The sequence below is a fragment of the Martelella mediterranea DSM 17316 genome (assembly GCF_002043005.1).
In the GTDB taxonomy this organism is placed as follows: Bacteria; Pseudomonadota; Alphaproteobacteria; order Rhizobiales; family Rhizobiaceae; genus Martelella; species Martelella mediterranea.
Genome location: NZ_CP020330.1, coordinates 1,882,103 through 1,898,125 on the forward strand (window position 1 = coordinate 1,882,103; position 16,023 = coordinate 1,898,125).

Below are 16,023 nucleotides of genomic sequence, written 5' to 3' on the forward strand. Positions count from 1 at the left end.
AAATCGGAGAAAGCTTCCGATGCGGTGGAAAAGGTCTTCCGCCGCATCGCTGTCTTTTACGTCAGAAAGGGGCTCACTCGGTCCCGAAAAAGTCCTTCATCTTCGAGAAGAATCCGTTCGATTCCGGGTTGTTCTCCTTGGAGGAAAGCTCATCGAATTCCTGCAGCAGCTCGCGCTGGCGCTTGGTGAGCTTCTGCGGTGTCTCGACGCGGACCTGGATGTAGAGGTCGCCGCGATGCGATGAGCGCAGAACCGGCATGCCCTTGCCCTTCAGGCGGAACTGCTTGCCGGCCTGGGTGCCTTCGGGAACCGCGACGCGCGATTTCGCGCCGTCAAGCGTGGTCACCTCGAACTTGCCGCCGAGTGCGGCCTGCGTCATCGAGATCGGCACGGAGCAGTGCAGGTCCGCACCGTCGCGCTGGAAGAACTGGTGCGGCTTGACCGACAGGAAGATGTAGAGATCGCCCGAGGGTCCGCCGCGCAAGCCGGCCTCGCCTTCGCCCTGAAGGCGGATGCGGGTGCCGTCCTCGATGCCGGCCGGAATGTTCACCGAAAGCGAACGCTCCTCGACCTTGCGGCCTTCGCCGTGGCATTTGGGGCAGGGGTCTGCGATGATCTCGCCGCGACCGTGGCAGGTCGGGCAGGTGCGCTCGACCGAGAAGAAGCCCTGGGCGGCGCGCACGCGCCCGGCGCCGTGACAGGTGCCGCAGGTGGTTGGCGACGAGCCGGGCTTCGCGCCCGAGCCGGAGCATTCGTCGCACACGACCGAACTCGGCACCCGGATCTGCGCCGTCTTGCCGTGGAAGGCCTCGTCGAGGCTGATTTCCATATTGTAGCGCAGATCGGCGCCGCGCTCGCGGCCGTTCGGTTGGCGGCGACCCCTGGCCCCGCCCATCATTTCGCCAAAAATATCCTCGAAGATGTCCGAGAAACCGCCGGCGCCGCCAAAGCCCTGCGCGCCGCCGCCGAAGCCGCCAGCGCCCGGTCCGCCGTTTTCGAAGGCGGCATGGCCGAAGCGATCATAGGCGGCCCGCTTCTGCGGGTCCTTCAGGGTCTCGTAGGCTTCGTTGATTTCCTTGAATTTCTTCTCGGCGTCAGCGTTGTCCGGATTACGGTCGGGGTGATACTTCATCGCAAGCTTGCGGAAGGCGCTCTTCAGCTCCTTTTCGTCGGCGGAGCGACCGACGCCGAGTGTCTCGTAAAAATCCGCTTTTGCCATGGAGATGCAATACCTCTTGAAAAAGAGTGACCGGCCGTCCTGGGACGGCCGGAATCATTCAGGTCCTATCCGATCGAAGGATCAGGCCGATTTCTTCTTGTCGTCATCGTCGCTGACGTCTTCGAATTCGGCGTCCACCACATCGTCAGACTTGGCATCGCGCGCCGCATCGGCGGAAGCCTGGGCTTCCTCGTCGGACTGCTGGGCCTCGTAGATCGCCTGACCGAGCTTCATGGAGACTTCCATCAGCGTCTGGGTCTTGGCCTGAATGTCATCGGCATTCGGCTCTTCGGCGGCCACGGCGGTCTTCAGTTCGTCGATCGCGGTCTGGATGGCATTGCGGTCATCCTCGGAGACCTTGTCGCCATGCTCCTTGAGCGACTGCTCGGTGGAGTGGATCAGGCTTTCGGCCTGGTTCCTGGCCTCGACGGACGCACGGCGCTTCTTGTCTTCCTCGGCATGGCTTTCGGCGTCCTTGACCATCTGCTCGATGTCGGCGTCGGACAGACCGCCGGAAGCCTGGATGCGGATCTGGTGCTCCTTGCCGGTGCCCTTGTCCTTGGCCGAAACATTGACGATGCCGTTGGCGTCGATGTCGAAGGTGACTTCGATCTGCGGCACGCCACGCGGCGCCGGCGGAATGCCGACGAGGTCGAACTGGCCGAGCATCTTGTTGTCGGCGGCCATTTCACGCTCGCCCTGGGCGACGCGGATGGTCACGGCGGACTGGTTGTCCTCGGCCGTCGAGAAGGTCTGGCTCTTCTTCGTCGGGATCGTGGTGTTGCGGTCGATCAGACGGGTGAAGACGCCACCGAGCGTTTCGATGCCGAGCGACAGCGGGGTCACGTCGAGCAGAAGAACGTCCTTGACGTCGCCCTGCAGAACGCCGCCCTGGATCGCCGCGCCGAGCGCCACGACTTCATCCGGGTTCACGCCCTTGTGCGGGTCCTTGCCGAACAGCTGCTTGACGGTTTCCTGCACCTTCGGCATGCGGCTCATGCCGCCGACGAGAACGACTTCATCGATCTCGCTCGCCGAAACGCCGGCATCCTTGAGCGCGGCCTTGCAGGGGCCGACCGTGCGCTTGACGAGGTCATCGACCAGGCTTTCGAACTTGGCGCGGGTCAGCTTCAGCGTCAGGTGCTTCGGACCGGTCGCGTCGGCCGTGATGAACGGCAGGTTGATTTCGGTCTGCGACGAGGACGACAGCTCGATCTTGGCCTTTTCGGCGGCTTCCTTCAGGCGCTGCAGGGCAAGCTTGTCGGAGCGCAGATCGATGCCGTTTTCCTTCTTGAATTCGTCGGCGAGGTATTCGACGAGACGCATGTCGAAGTCTTCACCGCCGAGGAAGGTGTCGCCATTGGTCGACTTCACTTCGAAGACGCCGTCGCCGATTTCGAGGATCGACACGTCGAAGGTACCGCCGCCAAGGTCGTAGACGGCGATGGTCTTGCCTTCGTTCTTGTCGAGGCCATAGGCGAGCGCGGCAGCCGTCGGCTCGTTGATGATGCGCAGCACTTCAAGGCCGGCGATCTTGCCGGCGTCCTTGGTGGCCTGACGCTGGGCGTCGTTGAAGTAGGCGGGAACCGTGATGACGGCCTGCTCGACCTTTTCGCCGAGATAGGCTTCCGCGGTTTCCTTCATCTTCTGAAGGACCATGGCCGAGACCTGCGAGGGAGAATAGGACTTGCCATTGGCTTTCACCCAAGCGTCGCCATTGTCGCCCTTGACGATTTCGAAGGGAACGAGGCCCTTGTCCTTGGTCACGGTCGGGTCTTCGTAGCGGCGGCCGATCAGGCGCTTCACCGCAAACAGCGTGTTGGTGGGATTGGTGACCGCCTGACGCTTGGCGGGCTGGCCGACAAGGCGCTCGCCATCTTCGGAAAAGGCCACCATCGACGGCGTCGTGCGCGCGCCTTCGGCGTTTTCGATCACCTTCGCATCCTTGCCATCCATGATGGCGATGCAGGAGTTGGTGGTTCCCAGGTCGATACCAATTACTTTAGCCATTTTTATTTCTCTCCTTTTAAGCAGGCCATCCGAACCCTTCAGGCATTCCTTGATGGCCCCTTGAGCATGGTCTTGATTTGATTTCCAGGGCGGCGATAACGCCGTTGTGATCGGTATATAATAAGCGCCAAAACGCTCTGCAAGGCGCTTCGGGCGGCTTAAAACGCCATTTATGACCAAATTTTACGCGTGAGCGCGGATCGCCCAGCCGGTGCGCATGGGCCGGAAATATCGATTCCGTGACGCTCATGCGGCGGCCGGGCAGGCGCGTTCCCAGACATGGCGCGGCAGCAGGTGCACCCCGCTTGCCGCGAGAGCCCCGTCGCCGACCATATGGCCGATGCCTTCGGCCATCACCGCGAGCGTCATGTCGAAGGCGTTGAGGCTGTCGCCCTCGCCGCCAACGAGGTTGGCCATCGCGCCGTCAACGAACACATGGATGCAGTTTTCTGAAGCGAGGCGATAGGTCGTGACGGAGGGCAGCGCCTTGGTTTTCGGCAGATCTGCGAGCGGCGCCAGTTCGATCTCGTCGATGCGATGGCCGGCATTTAGCAGGAAGCAGCCGTCCTTCAGGCGCTGGATCGCGGAAAACGGCACGACATTATGGCCGCCGGTTCCGGTGACGATCACATCGGCAAGCGGCGCAAGCGCCTCGACCGATCCGGCGATAAAGCCGTCATAACGCGCCTGCAGCAGCCGCGCCGGGTCTATTTCGGCAACCATCACCTGTCCGCCGAAGGCGCGCGCGCTTGCGGCAAGTCCCTGGCCGACGGAGCCGTAGCCGACCACCAGCACGGTTTTTTCATGCAGGCTCAACAGCGTGCGGGTGAAGAAGGCGTTCCAGGTTGTGAGCCCCACCATATGGCGGTTGTGCAGCCCTTCCTTCACCGGCAGATCGTCCCAGTTGAAGATCGGCCATGGCGGCAGCGCGCCCTGGAGCCGGTTTATGCCGGAACCCGTGGCCTCCAGCCCGGCCTTGATCGGCGGCATTGCCATCCCTTCGCTGAGCAGCATATGGGTGAAATCCGCGCCCATTTCGCTGAGGTGAGTCGGGCCCCAGTCGAGCCCGGCCCGGATCGCCGCGCGCCAGTCCTCCTCCGGCATGTTCCTGTAGGCATCGACCCGCGCGCCGGCGGCGCGCATCGCGTCGACCACCTCGTTGCGCACGGTTGCCGGATTGCAGGTGTTCACGAACAGCGCCGCCCCGCGGCTTGCCAGCCCTTCCACCAGCGGCAGCATCTTCATGTCGAGATGCATGCTCATCGCCAGCCGGACGCCGGTCATATCCGGCAGGGTTTCGACCGCGCGTGCGGTGCGCGGCATATGGGCCTTTGCCCATGTCGGCGTGATTTCTGTCATATGGATCGTTTCTTTCAGCGCTATCGTCCGTGGCGCTTCTGATAGCGGCCGCGCAGCCAGAATACCAGAAAAACCGCCAGGACGAAGGCGATGCCGACGGCGACCGCGAGCCAGACCGAGTATTGCGCCAGATAATTGACCGCGTCGGGCAGGAAATAGCCGCCGATGAGCATGCCGAGGAAGATCAGCGCGGCGGCGATGATTGCCGAGCGATTGCCGGTGGGTTGATCAGCCATGCGCGCCAGCCTCCCTGATTTCGGCAAGCGTGCGGATCTGCCTGCCGTCGGCGGTGAAATTTTCCGGCGCCAGAAACGCCTCGAACGCGGCCTTGCGCGCCGGCCATTCGCTGTCGATCATCGCATACCATGCGGTGTCGCGGTTCCGGCCCTTGGCGACCATGTGGTTGCGGAACACGCCCTCATAGGTAAAGCCGAGCCGGCGCGCGCTGGCATGGCTCTTTTCGTTTTCGTTGTTGAGCTTCCATTCATAGCGGCGGTAGCCGAGATCGTCGAAGATGTGACGCGCCATCAGGTAATGGACCTCGGTCGCCATGGTCGAGCGCTGCATCGCCGGCCCATGCGCCACCGCGCCGACCTCGATCACGCCGTTCTTCTCGTCGAGCCGCATATAGCTCGCCATGCCAACCAGCCTGCCGGTTTCTTTCGCGCGGAAGACGCGGGTGACATAGCTGCCCGACGCGTTTTCGGCGTCGAGCCAGGCACGGAAATCGGAAGGCTCCGCAAACTGCCCGTTCGGGAAATATTTGAGAAGATCGTTGATTGCGTCCGCCGCTCCGCCGAGCCCTTCCCAGAGTTCAACGGCGTGGCGCTCTCCGTCATAAGGCTCGACAATCACGCTCGCGCCTTCGGCGACAACCGGCTGCGGACGCGCGCGCGGCGAAAACTTCGTCAGATCCTGCATCGCAATACCTTTGCAATCGGAAAGACCCCGACGAAAGGCCGGGGTCGTCAAAAACGTCGATCCAGCGATGGCCTAGGCCTTCAGCGTCGCGCAGGCCTCTTCGGCGAGTTTGCGGATGCCGTCCCAATCGCCGCGGACGACCATGTCCTTCGGGGCCACCCACGAGCCGCCGACGCAGATGACGTTGGGTAGCTTCAGGTAATCGGGCGCATTGGCAAGCGAAATGCCGCCGGTCGGGCAGAACATGACATCGGGGATCGGCGAGGAGAGCGCCTTCAGATAGGGCGCGCCGCCGGCCTGTTCGGCGGGGAAGAACTTCATCACCCGGTAGCCTTCCTCGCGCAGCGACAGCACTTCGCTGGCCGTCGCCGTACCCGGCAGCAGTGGCACGTCGCTGTCGTCCGCCGCATCGAGAATATCGCCGTTGATGCCGGGTGAGACGATGAACTCGGCGCCCGCCTTTTCGGCTGCGGCATAATCGCGCGCCGAGAGGATGGTGCCGGCGCCGATAACTGCCCCTTCGATCTCGTCGGTCATCGCCTTGATGGCGTCGAGCGCGGCGTCGGTGCGCAGCGTGATTTCCAGCGTCTTGAGCCCGCCTTCCACCAGCGCGCGCGCCAGAGGCACGGCGTGTTCGACGGATTCCACGATCATCACCGGAATGACGGGTTGCGCGGTCAGCGCCTTGAGGAGGGTTTCAGTTTTCGCTTCCATTCTCGCACCGCTTTCGTGGTTGATATTGTCCATGGGATACCCCGGCAAAGCCGGCAAGTCGAGCCCCGGAACCGGGTTATTCTTCGCGGCCCATTGCCTGCGGCCGCAGTGATCTTCATAAGGGAATTTCATCACGGCGGCGTGAACGCCAGAGGCAGGGCTGACAGCGTCCGGGAGAACGATCATGGCAAAGGAAATCGAGCGCAAGTTTCTGGTCGATGGCGATGGCTGGAAGGATGGTGCGGAGAAAGGCGTCCGCCTGACCCAGGCCTATCTGATGAGCGGACCGCAGCGTTCTTTGCGGGTGCGCATCTTTGACGGCGGCCGCGCGCGGCTGACGATGAAGTTCGGCGGCGCCGCGCTGAGCCGCGATGAATATGAATATGACATCCCGCTTGCGGATGCGCTGGAACTTGTGGGTCACGCTGTGGGTTCCGTTATCGACAAGACCCGCTACCGCCTTGCGGACGCCCCATATGTCTGGGAAATCGATGTCTATCACGGCGATCTCTCAGGTCTGGTGGTGGCGGAGGTGGAACTGCCCGACGAGGCCGCGACGCCGCGGCTTCACGATTGGCTCGGCCGCGAGGTCACCGGTGACCCGCGCTATCTGAACCAGACGCTGTCGGAAACCGGCCGGCACCCTGAGGAGGCAGACTGACATGGCATTCTCGCTGGATCCCGATCGCCCCTTCGACGCCGCCGTCCGGAAAGTCGCCGTCTCCCAGCTCGAGGACGCGATCCGCGCCCTGAAGAAGCAGCCGAACGGCATCCACGAGGCGGTTCACGACGCCCGCAAGAAGTTCAAGCGGGTGCGCGGCCTCTACCGTCTGGTCCGCCCCGCCGCGAAGGATTTCGCGAAAGCCGAAAATGCCCGCATCCGCGATCTGGCGAATTCCCTGTCGGCCGACCGGGACGCCGCCGCGCTGATCGAGTGCGTCCGCTATCTCCGGCTGAATGCGGCCGAGGGAAAAGTCGACATGGCGCTCGCCCGGCTGGAGGCGGCGCTGATCGTCCGGCGCGATGCCAGGGCGGTGTCCGAGGACGCGCTGCAGAAAAAGGCAAAGGCGGCGATCGGCGTCTGCCGGGAGGCGATCGCGGCGGTCGAGGACCAGGATTTCGGCGGGAAGTCGCCGGAAAAGGCGATCGCGAAGGCCTGGCGCAAGCAGCTTGCCTCCGCCCATGTCGCGGTCATGGCGGTTCGCGCCGAGGCGACGGACGAGCATTTCCACGAGCTGCGCAAGGAGGCGCAGACCTACTGGATGTTCTGTGCGCTCGTCGCCGATATCTGGCCGACCGCGCTCAAGGCCAAGCGCGCCGACGCCAAGGCGCTTGCCGATCTCATCGGCCACGAACATGATCTCAGCGTGATGATCGCGCTGCTTGAGGGCCCGGACGCGCCGGCGCTTTCCGATAAGACCCACCGGATTTGCCGTGAGGAAGCGATCGCGCAAAGGTCGCGGCTGCGCGCCAAGGCGGTGAGGGATGCCCGCAAGGTGTTCGGCGAGGAGGTCGAGAGCGATATCGTCAAGACGCTGTGGCGCGAACGCGTGAAGCGCGGCGAGGGCTGACAATTGCAAAGCCGCTTCAATGGGTGTATTGGCCGCAAACACGCCCTTGCCGATTGAAAACGTAACGCGGAGACAGGCCATGTCCTATCTGGTCGCAGCTCTTTATCATTTTGCCCGCTTCGCCGATTATGCCTCGTTCCGCGCGCCGCTGCAGGCCGTCGCCGACGAGAACGGCGTCAAGGGCACGCTGCTTCTCGCCCATGAAGGCATCAACGGCACGATTGCAGGCTCCCATGAGGGCATCGCCAATGTGCTCGCCTTCATCCGCGCCCGGCCCGAGCTTGCCGGCATGGAGCACAAGGAAAGTCACGCCTCGAAAATGCCCTTCAACCGCATGAAGGTGCGGCTGAAGAAGGAAATCGTCACCATGGGCGTCGACACGATCGATCCCCTGAAGACGGTCGGCACCTATGTCGAGCCGAAGGACTGGAACGACCTGATTTCCGATCCGGACACGATCGTGATCGACACCCGCAATGATTACGAGACGGCGATCGGCATCTTCCGCGGTGCCGTCGACCCGAAGACGAAGACCTTCCGCGAGTTTCCGCGCTGGGTCGCCGAAAACCAGGGCCTCCACAACAAGCCGAAGATCGCGATGTACTGCACCGGCGGCATCCGCTGCGAAAAGGCAACCGCCTTCATGAAGGAGCAGGGCTTTGACGAGGTCTATCACCTCAAGGGCGGCATTCTGAAATATCTCGAGGACGTGCCGGAAGAGGAAAGCCTCTGGGACGGCGCCTGCTTCGTTTTCGACGAGCGCGTTTCCGTCACCCACGGCCTGAAGGAAGGCGAGCACGAACTCTGCCACGCCTGCCGCCACCCGGTGACGCCCGAGGACAAGCTTTCCGCCGACTACGAGGAAGGCGTTTCCTGCCCGCATTGCGCCGACAGCTATTCGGAGACCGACCGCGCCCGCTTCCGCGAACGTCAGCACCAGATCACACTGGCGAAAGCCCGCGGCGAGCGCCATCTCGGCGCGTAGGGCGCCGCGAACTTGAACCGGATGGCTTATCGGATAACTTCGGAATGGGGAACCAGATGACGAGCAAAGCAGGCTTTTTCGGTTACTGGCTTCCGGTTGATGACGAGGAAAGCGCGCGGGACGCCGTGAAAATGTCCGGGCTACCCGTTCTCGTCATGGGGCTGAACTTCGTGATTTTGTCGCTGTTTCCCTCTCCATACCAGGCGACCTCTGATTACAGCTCCGTGATCTCTGGCGTTGTGGCGCTCGTTTTGATCTTTGTCGCGTTCAGAATTCGTGGCGGACATGCAGGCTTGGTGCCGGGCACGACAAGCCTGTTTTGCGTATTCATCGTTCTGAACGCCGTCCTGCCATATATAGGCTACTTTCTGGCCGGCGGCCGCGATTTGGACCTTTTTCGTCTCACGATTAGTCTGATCATTCCCGCCATCTGTGCCGCTTTGGCACTCAACGGCTGGCGGGGCTGGCGGTGGTTGCGAAAAAACAACCTCCCGACGCCATACTAGGCTCCGCGGAAGCGGGAGGCGTCGGTCATGGCGTTTTACCCGTCCTTAATCATGGATCGGTTAGGTAAAGCGTCTACAACAGATAAGACGGTCGGCATCATGCGTTTTCTGGCAAAATCCCTGGCAGTTTCGGCAGCAGTGCTGCTTTCGGCCTGTTCGACATTCTCGTTCCTGCCGGGCTCGTCCGAGCCGATCCCCACGCCGATCGCCGCCAATCCGGCATCGCTCCGGATCGCGGTTCTGGCGCCCGAGGAATTCCGGCTGCCCAAGGGCGAGGTCGAACTGACCGTCTATCAGCGCGGCGCGGGCGGCGATATCAGCCAGGATTATACGCTGGTGAATGCCGATTCCGAGAAGGTCGATGCCGCCGTGGCCGAATTCCGCAAGCCGGGGCAGGTGGTGACGCTGCTGAGATTGGCGCCCGCCGACGCGTTGCGCCTGCGCGACCAGCAGGAGCAGATGGCGGCCGCGCGCGGCGCCGGCAGCGCCAAGCCGGGCTTCGAGGTTGACCTCGATTCCACCTGCTGGAACGGCGCCATGGTGGCGCCCGTCGTGCCGCTCGATGTGCTGATCAGGGCGGATTCAGACGGGGAATTCCATCCGCTGCTGTCCGATATCGATATTTTCGCGCTGATGAACCGGCCGGAAGACTCGCGCCTGAAGAAGTGCTCCTGAGGCTTCGATTTCTCTCTTGAGGATGATTTGAACGCTCAGTCCCGGTGTTCGCGGGCAAGGGCGTCGATGGCGCGTTCCATGCCGGGGCGGATCGCCACCATCAGCGTGGCATAGCCTTCCTCGACCGGCCAGAACCGCTCGGCCAGATATGGGCCGACGCCCGGGGCCGCGCGAGTGACCGCGATATTGGCATCGCGGGTGTTCCATTCCGTCAGTCGCATGATCAACTGCTCGTCAACAGCTTCCTGTTCCATGTCGGGCCGCACGAAGACCTGCCAGATCCATGCTTCGCCGGCCGTGACCGGCTGGACCGCCGCGGCAATCATCTCGCCGGCGAGATAAAGCGCGTGGATGCGAAGCTGGTCGTTGCGGCCAAGCTTCTTGGCCGTGGGCAGCAGTGCTACAAACCGGGACCGGTCTTCCGCGACCGTCGTGGTGAGTGCTGAAAGCTCGTCCAGCATCAGCGCGGTTTCGGATGGATTGCGGGCGATGTGATAGCCGACCTTCCCACGCCTATTCAGCGCTTCCCACTTTGCGAGGTTGGCCTGCCACGCCTCGCGCTCGCCGGGCGTGAGCGCTGCACCTGCGGGATTGATCGGGCCTGACAGCGCGCGCCTGCGGCGGGCATGGGTGACCCGGAAGGCAAGGCCGCGGGCGGCGGCCACCGCGCGGGCGAAGCGCATGAACGCGCCATCGGCCAGGAGATGCGGAAACACGGCAATGCCCGGCAGGTTGACGAGCGAACCGGCAAGCGCCTCGAAAAGCTGATCGAGTGTTGCCATCGGCCGGTGGCGCGAGATCAGCGGCGCGTGATAGCCGATATCGCCGATCGCATGGGCAAGCAGATGCGAGCCGTTGCCGCGCACCGAAAAGGTCATCAGCGCTGTGAGATTGTCATCGCCGTCGCCATCCTCCATCAGCGCGACCCTCAGCAGCGAATGGCGCTCGCCGAGCGCCGGCAGTAGGAAGGCGGGGGTCTGGAAGATGTTGCGCTCGATCGCGGTCTCCGCCAGCCGGTCCATTGCCGGCTCCATATGGTCGGGGGCCTGCGAATAGAGCGAGAACTCGCCGCCGCTTCTGACCTCGAGGCGGATATCGGGAACCGCCTTGCCGGGCTGGACGACGGAAAGCTTGGATTTGAGGCGGGCCGGCGGGCGCTGGCCCAGGTCCTTGCGTATGATGCTCATGGCCGCGCCCCTTTCGGCCGGGGGCCGAAGCGCGATGCGCGCGGCATGTCCGGCAGGACGGGCAGCTCTGGGGGGCCTGAACGCATGGGATACTGAACTCTTACAAACGCACTTAACAAGGGATAACCGGTTTCGGTTAACAAAGCGTTGGCCACGGCTGCGCGAAACCGGCCTTGCAATTTTGGCCGATACGGGCAGACTGTCTTGTAAGTGTCATGTTTGCGAAGCGGAGACGCCATGGCTGACAAGCCGGAAACGCAACGCGGCCGGGCTGCCGCCAACGCCAATGTGGTGGAGCTCAGCCAATATCGCGCCGGCCAGAAGGCCGAGCCCCTGCCGGTCACCTTCCACCGGCGCGAACTGGACGCGATCCTCTGGATCTACGGCCGCATGGTGGGCGAGGGCGAGTGGCGCGACTATGCGCTGGATCACCTGAAGGACAGGGCGGTGTTCTCGGTGTTCAAGCGCGCCGGCGAGATGCCGCTCTACCGGATCGAGAAAAACCCCAAACTCGCCGCCCGGCAGGGCGCCTTCTCGGTCACCAATACGGCCGGCATGGTGCTCAAGCGCGGCCACGACCTGAAACAGGTGCTGAAGGTCTTCGACCGGAACCTGAAGCTGGTCGAAAAATAGACCTGATGCCGCCGCCCTTCGCTGGGCGTGGCCGGAGATGACATCCGCAAAAGGAATGGTCTTCCAAAAAAGAGCCGGATTGTGCTCTGGCCTTCAGGCTGCTGATAAAGCACAAAGCCTTGACCATCATATGTCATCGGCCCTTCGTTCTTGTGTCATGCTCGGACTTGATCCGAGCATCCAGGCATCTTAAGTCTCTGAATTTGCAAAGATTTATAACGATCCCTTGCCGGGAGGCCTGGATCCTCGGGTCAAGCCCGAGGATTGTTTGTCGGATCTGCGCTATTGTTGTGATGCAGCTGCGGGCCGTTGGCTTGCCCGCAGCTGCTGCAACAGCCGACCGTCCGAGTATTGGGTGGAATACCCGCTGTCATCAAGGTCACTGTTGCACCGAGCAACCGCTTGAAGAGTTGATTGGGCCGCTGATTGCCACGCCCGCAAACAATCCCAAGCATGCCTTGAAAGGATAGCATCGCCATGGTCGTTTTGCATCACCCTCCGCACATCTGTCTTGGTTGCGACGTTGCAAAGGACACGATCGCCGTTTCCTGCGGCGGTCCGGCCACCGTCATCGCCAATCGCAGCAGGGATATTCGTCGCTTCCTGCGAAACTGCGAGGCAGATCTGGTCATCTGCGAACCCACCGGCGGGTATGAAACCGTCCTGATCGAAGAGTGCCTGCGGCGCGGCCTTGCCGTTCACCGGGCCGATACGCGCAGGCTCAAGGCCTTCATTCGTTCGCGTGGACGGGTCGGCAAGAGCGATGCGATCGATGCCCGGGAAATGGTCGCCTATGGCATGGAACGCTGGGCAAGCCTGTCCCTGTGGCAGGCTGAAAACCCTGAAGAGGCAAGGCTCAAGGCCCTTGTGCGCCGCCGCGCCGATCTGGTCGCCATCAGGGTCGCCGAGCAAAACCGCGCCATGGCGCCGGGCGGACGTGAACTTGCCGTCACCTTCAAGGCCATGCTCGCTGCCATCAATCGCCAGATCGCGCTGCTCGACAAGGAAATCCGCATGCTCATGCGCAGCGAAGCCTTTGCAGCCAGGGCCAGCATCGCAATGGCGATGACCGGCATCGCGGAGACAACCGCCGCCGCCCTGATCGCCACAATGCCCGAACTCGGGACGCTGGATCGAAAAAAGGCGGCGGCGCTGGCCGGCCTGGCGCCGCACCCAAACGAGAGCGGCAACAAGATCGGTTACCGGAGAATGCGCGGCGGCAGACCCGTCATGCGCACCATCCTGTTCATGCCGGCCATGCAGGCCGCCCGCGGAAGGGGCGAGTTCGCCGCCTTCTACAAGCGCCTTGTCGAAGCCGGCAAAAAGCCAATCGTCGCGATCGCAGCAGTCATGCGAAAAATCGTCGTGACCCTCAATGCAAGGTTCACAGAGAAAGTCATCCAACAGAGTTGATGACCTGGAATGTGGGGGGACGTTTGTCAGCACTCTGGGGCCGGGAGCGTGCCCCGGCCTCCTGTTCGCGTCAACGCCTCAGTGGGCGTCTTCCATTTCCTTTTCGGGCTCAGGCGTCTTGGCGGCCTGCAGCTCCTGGACGGCCTTCTCCGGATCGGCGGGGAAGGCGTCGTCGGTGACCTTGCCTTCCAAGAGGTCGATCGCATATTTCAACTGCACGTCGTCCTCGGTCTCGCGCGGCACATAGGCAACCGAGCCGGAGCCCTCTTCGGTTTCCGCGTCACCTTGGATATGGCCGCGCAGCGCCGATTCGCCTTCCGGACGGATCAGTCCCTCGAGGTCTTCCGGCAGCACCTGCTCGACAACGATATCGGGGCTGATGCCGGTGCCCTGGATCGAGGTGCCCGACGGCGTGTAATAGAGCGCCGTCGTCAGCCGCAGCGAGCCTTCGGAACCCAGCGGTACGATGGTCTGGACCGAGCCCTTGCCGAATGTACGGGTGCCGACCAGCGTCGCCCGCTTCAGGTCTTGCAGCGCGCCGGCGACGATCTCGGATGCCGAGGCGGAGCCGCCATTGACGAGCACCACCAGCGGCTTGCCATCGGTGAGATCGCCGGGACCGGCATCGAAGCGGCGGGTCTCGCTGGAATTGCGGCCGCGGGTGGAGACGACTTCGCCTTCGTCGAGGAAGGTGTCGGCCACGGCGACGGCCTGGTTCAGGAAGCCGCCCGGGTTGAGGCGGAGGTCGAGAATATAGCCCTTGAGCTGGTCTTCCGGCACTTCCTTCTTGATCTCGTCAATCGCCTCGACCAGGCTTTCGTCCAGCTTCTCGTTCATGAAGGTGGTGAGGCGAATATAGCCGATATTGTCGTTTTCGACGCGCCATTTGACGGACTGCACCGGAATGATGCCGCGCACGATCGTCATCTCGATCGGCTTGGCAACGCCGTCGCGCAGAATGGTGATGTCGATCGGTTCGCCGACCTCGCCGCGCATGCGGTCGACCGCATCGTTGAGCGAAAGGCCGCGTACGCTTTCGCCGTCGATCTCGACGATCTTGTCGCCGGCCAGCACGCCTGCATTGGAAGCGGGCGTATCGTCGATGGGTGCGACGACCTTGACGACATCATCCTCCATCGTCACCTCGATGCCGAGCCCGCCGAATTCGCCCTTCGACTGGTCGCGCATCTCTTCGGATTCTTCCGCCGTCATATAGCTCGAATGCGGGTCGAGCCCGCTCAGCATGCCGTTGATCGCATCCTGTATCATCTGCTGTTCGTCGGGCGGCGAGACATACTGGCTGCGCACCCGCTCGAACACGTCGCCGAACAGCGACATTTCGCGGTAGGTCGAATCGTCGCCGGCCGCGCGCGCCGGTATATCGGCCGAAACCAGAATGCCGGTCGCCGCTGCGCCAAGTGCGGCGCCTGCCAGCAGAAGCGTTGCCCTACGTATCATTGCGTGCCTTTCCATCAATATTGTCCACCCACCAGGGTTGAGAATCGACCGGCTTCCCATTGTGTCGGAACTCAATGTAGAGCGTCGGCCTGTCCGTTTCCAGCGCCATTGTCGCGGCGCTCGCGATCCGTCTCGTGCCCATCTCGGCCAGCGGCTCGCCGGAGAATATGAAATCGCCCTGGCGAACCTTGAGGTCATCCATGCCGGTCATGACGATATGGTAGCCGTCGCCGACATTGAGGATGACCATCTCTCCGTAACTTCTGAAACGCCCGGCGTAAACCACCGTCGCGTCGGCGGGGGCGCTGACGAGCGCGCCGGGCCGCGCGGCAATGGTGATTCCGGTCGCCCTGTGCCCCGTTCCGTCCGGATCGCCGTATCGGCGCAGGATTTCGCCCGAAACAGGCAGGATCAGACGGCCCTTGAGGTCAGAGAATGGATATGCAGGCGTAATGCGGTTTTTATCGGGCGTTGACGAAAGCGCGCGCTGACGCGCCTCGATCTGCTGCGCCTCGGTCATCTGCCGGCGTTTCTCGGCCTCCTGACGCGCCAGAAGGGCGGCGTTGCGCGCGGAGGTGATGTCGGTTTCGAGGCTTTCGATCAGGCCGTTAAGATCGGTCGCGCGCGCGGCCAGCAGTTCGGCCTGGCGGCGCTCGGCTTCGAGCTGCTCCGCGCTGGTTTCCCGCGACTTCTCGTTTTCGGCGATCAGCAGGTCCATGCGCCGGCTTTCCTCGGCAAGGCTGTCGAGATCGCCGGCAAGCCCGTCACGGGCCTGCTGCTGTTCGGCCTTGACCGCCCGCAGCGATGTCAGGTCGGCAAGCACGGTTTCCATTCTGGCCCGCATCTCCGGCACCACGCCGTTCAGCAGGATCGCGCTTCTGACGGAATCGAGCGCATCGCCGGGGGCGACCAGAAGGGCCGGCGGCGGATCGCGGCCCATGCGCTGAAGTGCTGCCAGCACATCGGCCAGCACGTCGCGCTCGGCATTGAGCGAGGTCTTCAGCCGGTCTTCCTCATCGGAGAGTTCGCCAAGCCGGGTTTCGGCGGCGGCGATCTGTTCCTCCAGCCCGCGCCGGCGCTCGGCCGAGGCCACGAGCGCCTCCTTCAGGCTTGCCGTATCGCCGGAAAGCGCATCGATCTCGGCCTCAAGCGAGGCGATCTTTTCCTTGGAAAGCGCGATCGAGTTTTCGATCTGGTCGAGCTCGACTGCCTTTTCGGAGCGTTCGTTTGAAAGCTTGTCGACGAGCTCGGTCGATCCGGCCGTCGGCTCCTGCGTGAAGGCGATCGCGGGCAAGGCCCAGGCGGCAATGCCGCAGGCGAGGAGGATCCGCGATGATCTGGTTGCCGCCATGTCCGTTTCCGCGCGAGGAAA

Annotated in this window: 16 protein-coding genes; 7 read left to right on the forward strand and 9 right to left on the reverse strand. The window is 63.1% G+C overall.

What is annotated here, in order from left to right; translation table 11 throughout:
• Positions 1-73: 73 nt before the first annotated feature.
• The 6 genes from dnaJ to Mame_RS08780 form a co-directional block, all read right to left on the reverse strand.
• Positions 74-1,219: a molecular chaperone DnaJ gene (dnaJ, locus tag Mame_RS08755; RefSeq protein WP_018067496.1), complete on the reverse strand. Its 1,146-nt coding sequence runs from the start codon at positions 1,217-1,219 to the stop codon at positions 74-76.
• 81 nt (positions 1,220-1,300) lie between these two features.
• On the reverse strand, positions 1,301-3,229 hold the full coding sequence (gene dnaK, locus Mame_RS08760; RefSeq protein WP_018067495.1) for a molecular chaperone DnaK: 1,929 nt from the start codon (positions 3,227-3,229) through the stop codon (positions 1,301-1,303).
• Between the two features lie 246 nt (positions 3,230-3,475).
• Positions 3,476-4,588, reverse strand: a complete 1,113-nt coding sequence (locus Mame_RS08765) for an NAD(P)-dependent oxidoreductase (protein ID WP_018067494.1) — start codon at positions 4,586-4,588, stop codon at positions 3,476-3,478.
• A gap of 20 nt (positions 4,589-4,608) precedes the next feature.
• Positions 4,609-4,824: a hypothetical protein gene (locus Mame_RS08770; protein ID WP_018067493.1), complete on the reverse strand. Its 216-nt coding sequence runs from the start codon at positions 4,822-4,824 to the stop codon at positions 4,609-4,611.
• Positions 4,817-5,509: a GNAT family N-acetyltransferase gene (locus Mame_RS08775; protein ID WP_018067492.1), complete on the reverse strand. Its 693-nt coding sequence runs from the start codon at positions 5,507-5,509 to the stop codon at positions 4,817-4,819. The genes Mame_RS08770 and Mame_RS08775 overlap by 8 nt, the downstream gene beginning before the upstream one ends.
• Positions 5,510-5,581: 72 nt before the next feature.
• The gene (locus Mame_RS08780) at positions 5,582-6,223 is read right to left on the reverse strand and encodes a 2-dehydro-3-deoxy-phosphogluconate aldolase (RefSeq protein ID WP_018067491.1); all 642 of its coding nucleotides are present in this window, start codon (positions 6,221-6,223) and stop codon (positions 5,582-5,584) included.
• A 184-nt stretch (positions 6,224-6,407) separates the two neighbouring features.
• On the opposite strand from Mame_RS08780, the gene Mame_RS08785 reads away from it, so the two are divergent.
• The 5 genes from Mame_RS08785 (at position 6,408) to Mame_RS08805 (ending at position 9,960) form a co-directional block, all read left to right on the forward strand.
• Positions 6,408-6,884, forward strand: a complete 477-nt coding sequence (locus Mame_RS08785) for a CYTH domain-containing protein (RefSeq protein WP_018067490.1) — start codon at positions 6,408-6,410, stop codon at positions 6,882-6,884.
• 1 nt (position 6,885) lies between these two features.
• Entirely contained in the window at positions 6,886-7,794 is a 909-nt protein-coding gene (locus tag Mame_RS08790; protein ID WP_018067489.1) for a CHAD domain-containing protein, read from the forward strand.
• Between the two features lie 79 nt (positions 7,795-7,873).
• Positions 7,874-8,779, forward strand: a complete 906-nt coding sequence (gene trhO / locus Mame_RS08795) for an oxygen-dependent tRNA uridine(34) hydroxylase TrhO (protein WP_018067488.1) — start codon at positions 7,874-7,876, stop codon at positions 8,777-8,779.
• A 56-nt stretch (positions 8,780-8,835) separates the two neighbouring features.
• Positions 8,836-9,285 carry a hypothetical protein gene (locus tag Mame_RS08800; protein ID WP_155122062.1) on the forward strand — a complete coding sequence of 150 codons (450 nt, stop codon included), beginning with the start codon at positions 8,836-8,838 and terminating at the stop codon, positions 9,283-9,285.
• Positions 9,286-9,312: 27 nt separating this feature from the next.
• The gene (locus tag Mame_RS08805) at positions 9,313-9,960 is read left to right on the forward strand and encodes a hypothetical protein (RefSeq protein ID WP_155122063.1); all 648 of its coding nucleotides are present in this window, start codon (positions 9,313-9,315) and stop codon (positions 9,958-9,960) included.
• Between the two features lie 35 nt (positions 9,961-9,995).
• Here Mame_RS08805 and Mame_RS08810 read toward each other — a convergent pair whose 3' ends face one another.
• A complete protein-coding gene (locus tag Mame_RS08810) occupies positions 9,996-11,147 on the reverse strand; it encodes a GNAT family N-acetyltransferase (RefSeq protein WP_018067485.1) in 1,152 nt (383 codons plus the stop codon).
• Between the two features lie 237 nt (positions 11,148-11,384).
• On the opposite strand from Mame_RS08810, the gene Mame_RS08815 reads away from it, so the two are divergent.
• Together Mame_RS08815 and Mame_RS08820 are read left to right on the forward strand one after the other, a co-directional pair.
• Entirely contained in the window at positions 11,385-11,780 is a 396-nt protein-coding gene (locus tag Mame_RS08815) for a DUF2794 domain-containing protein (protein ID WP_018067484.1), read from the forward strand.
• 477 nt (positions 11,781-12,257) lie between these two features.
• On the forward strand, positions 12,258-13,193 hold the full coding sequence (locus tag Mame_RS08820; protein ID WP_079920699.1) for an IS110 family RNA-guided transposase: 936 nt from the start codon (positions 12,258-12,260) through the stop codon (positions 13,191-13,193).
• Positions 13,194-13,271: 78 nt separating this feature from the next.
• Here Mame_RS08820 and Mame_RS08825 read toward each other — a convergent pair whose 3' ends face one another.
• Together Mame_RS08825 and Mame_RS08830 are read right to left on the reverse strand one after the other, a co-directional pair.
• Entirely contained in the window at positions 13,272-14,651 is a 1,380-nt protein-coding gene (locus tag Mame_RS08825; RefSeq protein ID WP_018067787.1) for a S41 family peptidase, read from the reverse strand.
• The gene (locus Mame_RS08830; protein WP_018067788.1) at positions 14,641-16,002 is read right to left on the reverse strand and encodes a murein hydrolase activator EnvC family protein; all 1,362 of its coding nucleotides are present in this window, start codon (positions 16,000-16,002) and stop codon (positions 14,641-14,643) included. The genes Mame_RS08825 and Mame_RS08830 overlap by 11 nt, the downstream gene beginning before the upstream one ends.
• Positions 16,003-16,023 lie beyond the last annotated feature (21 nt).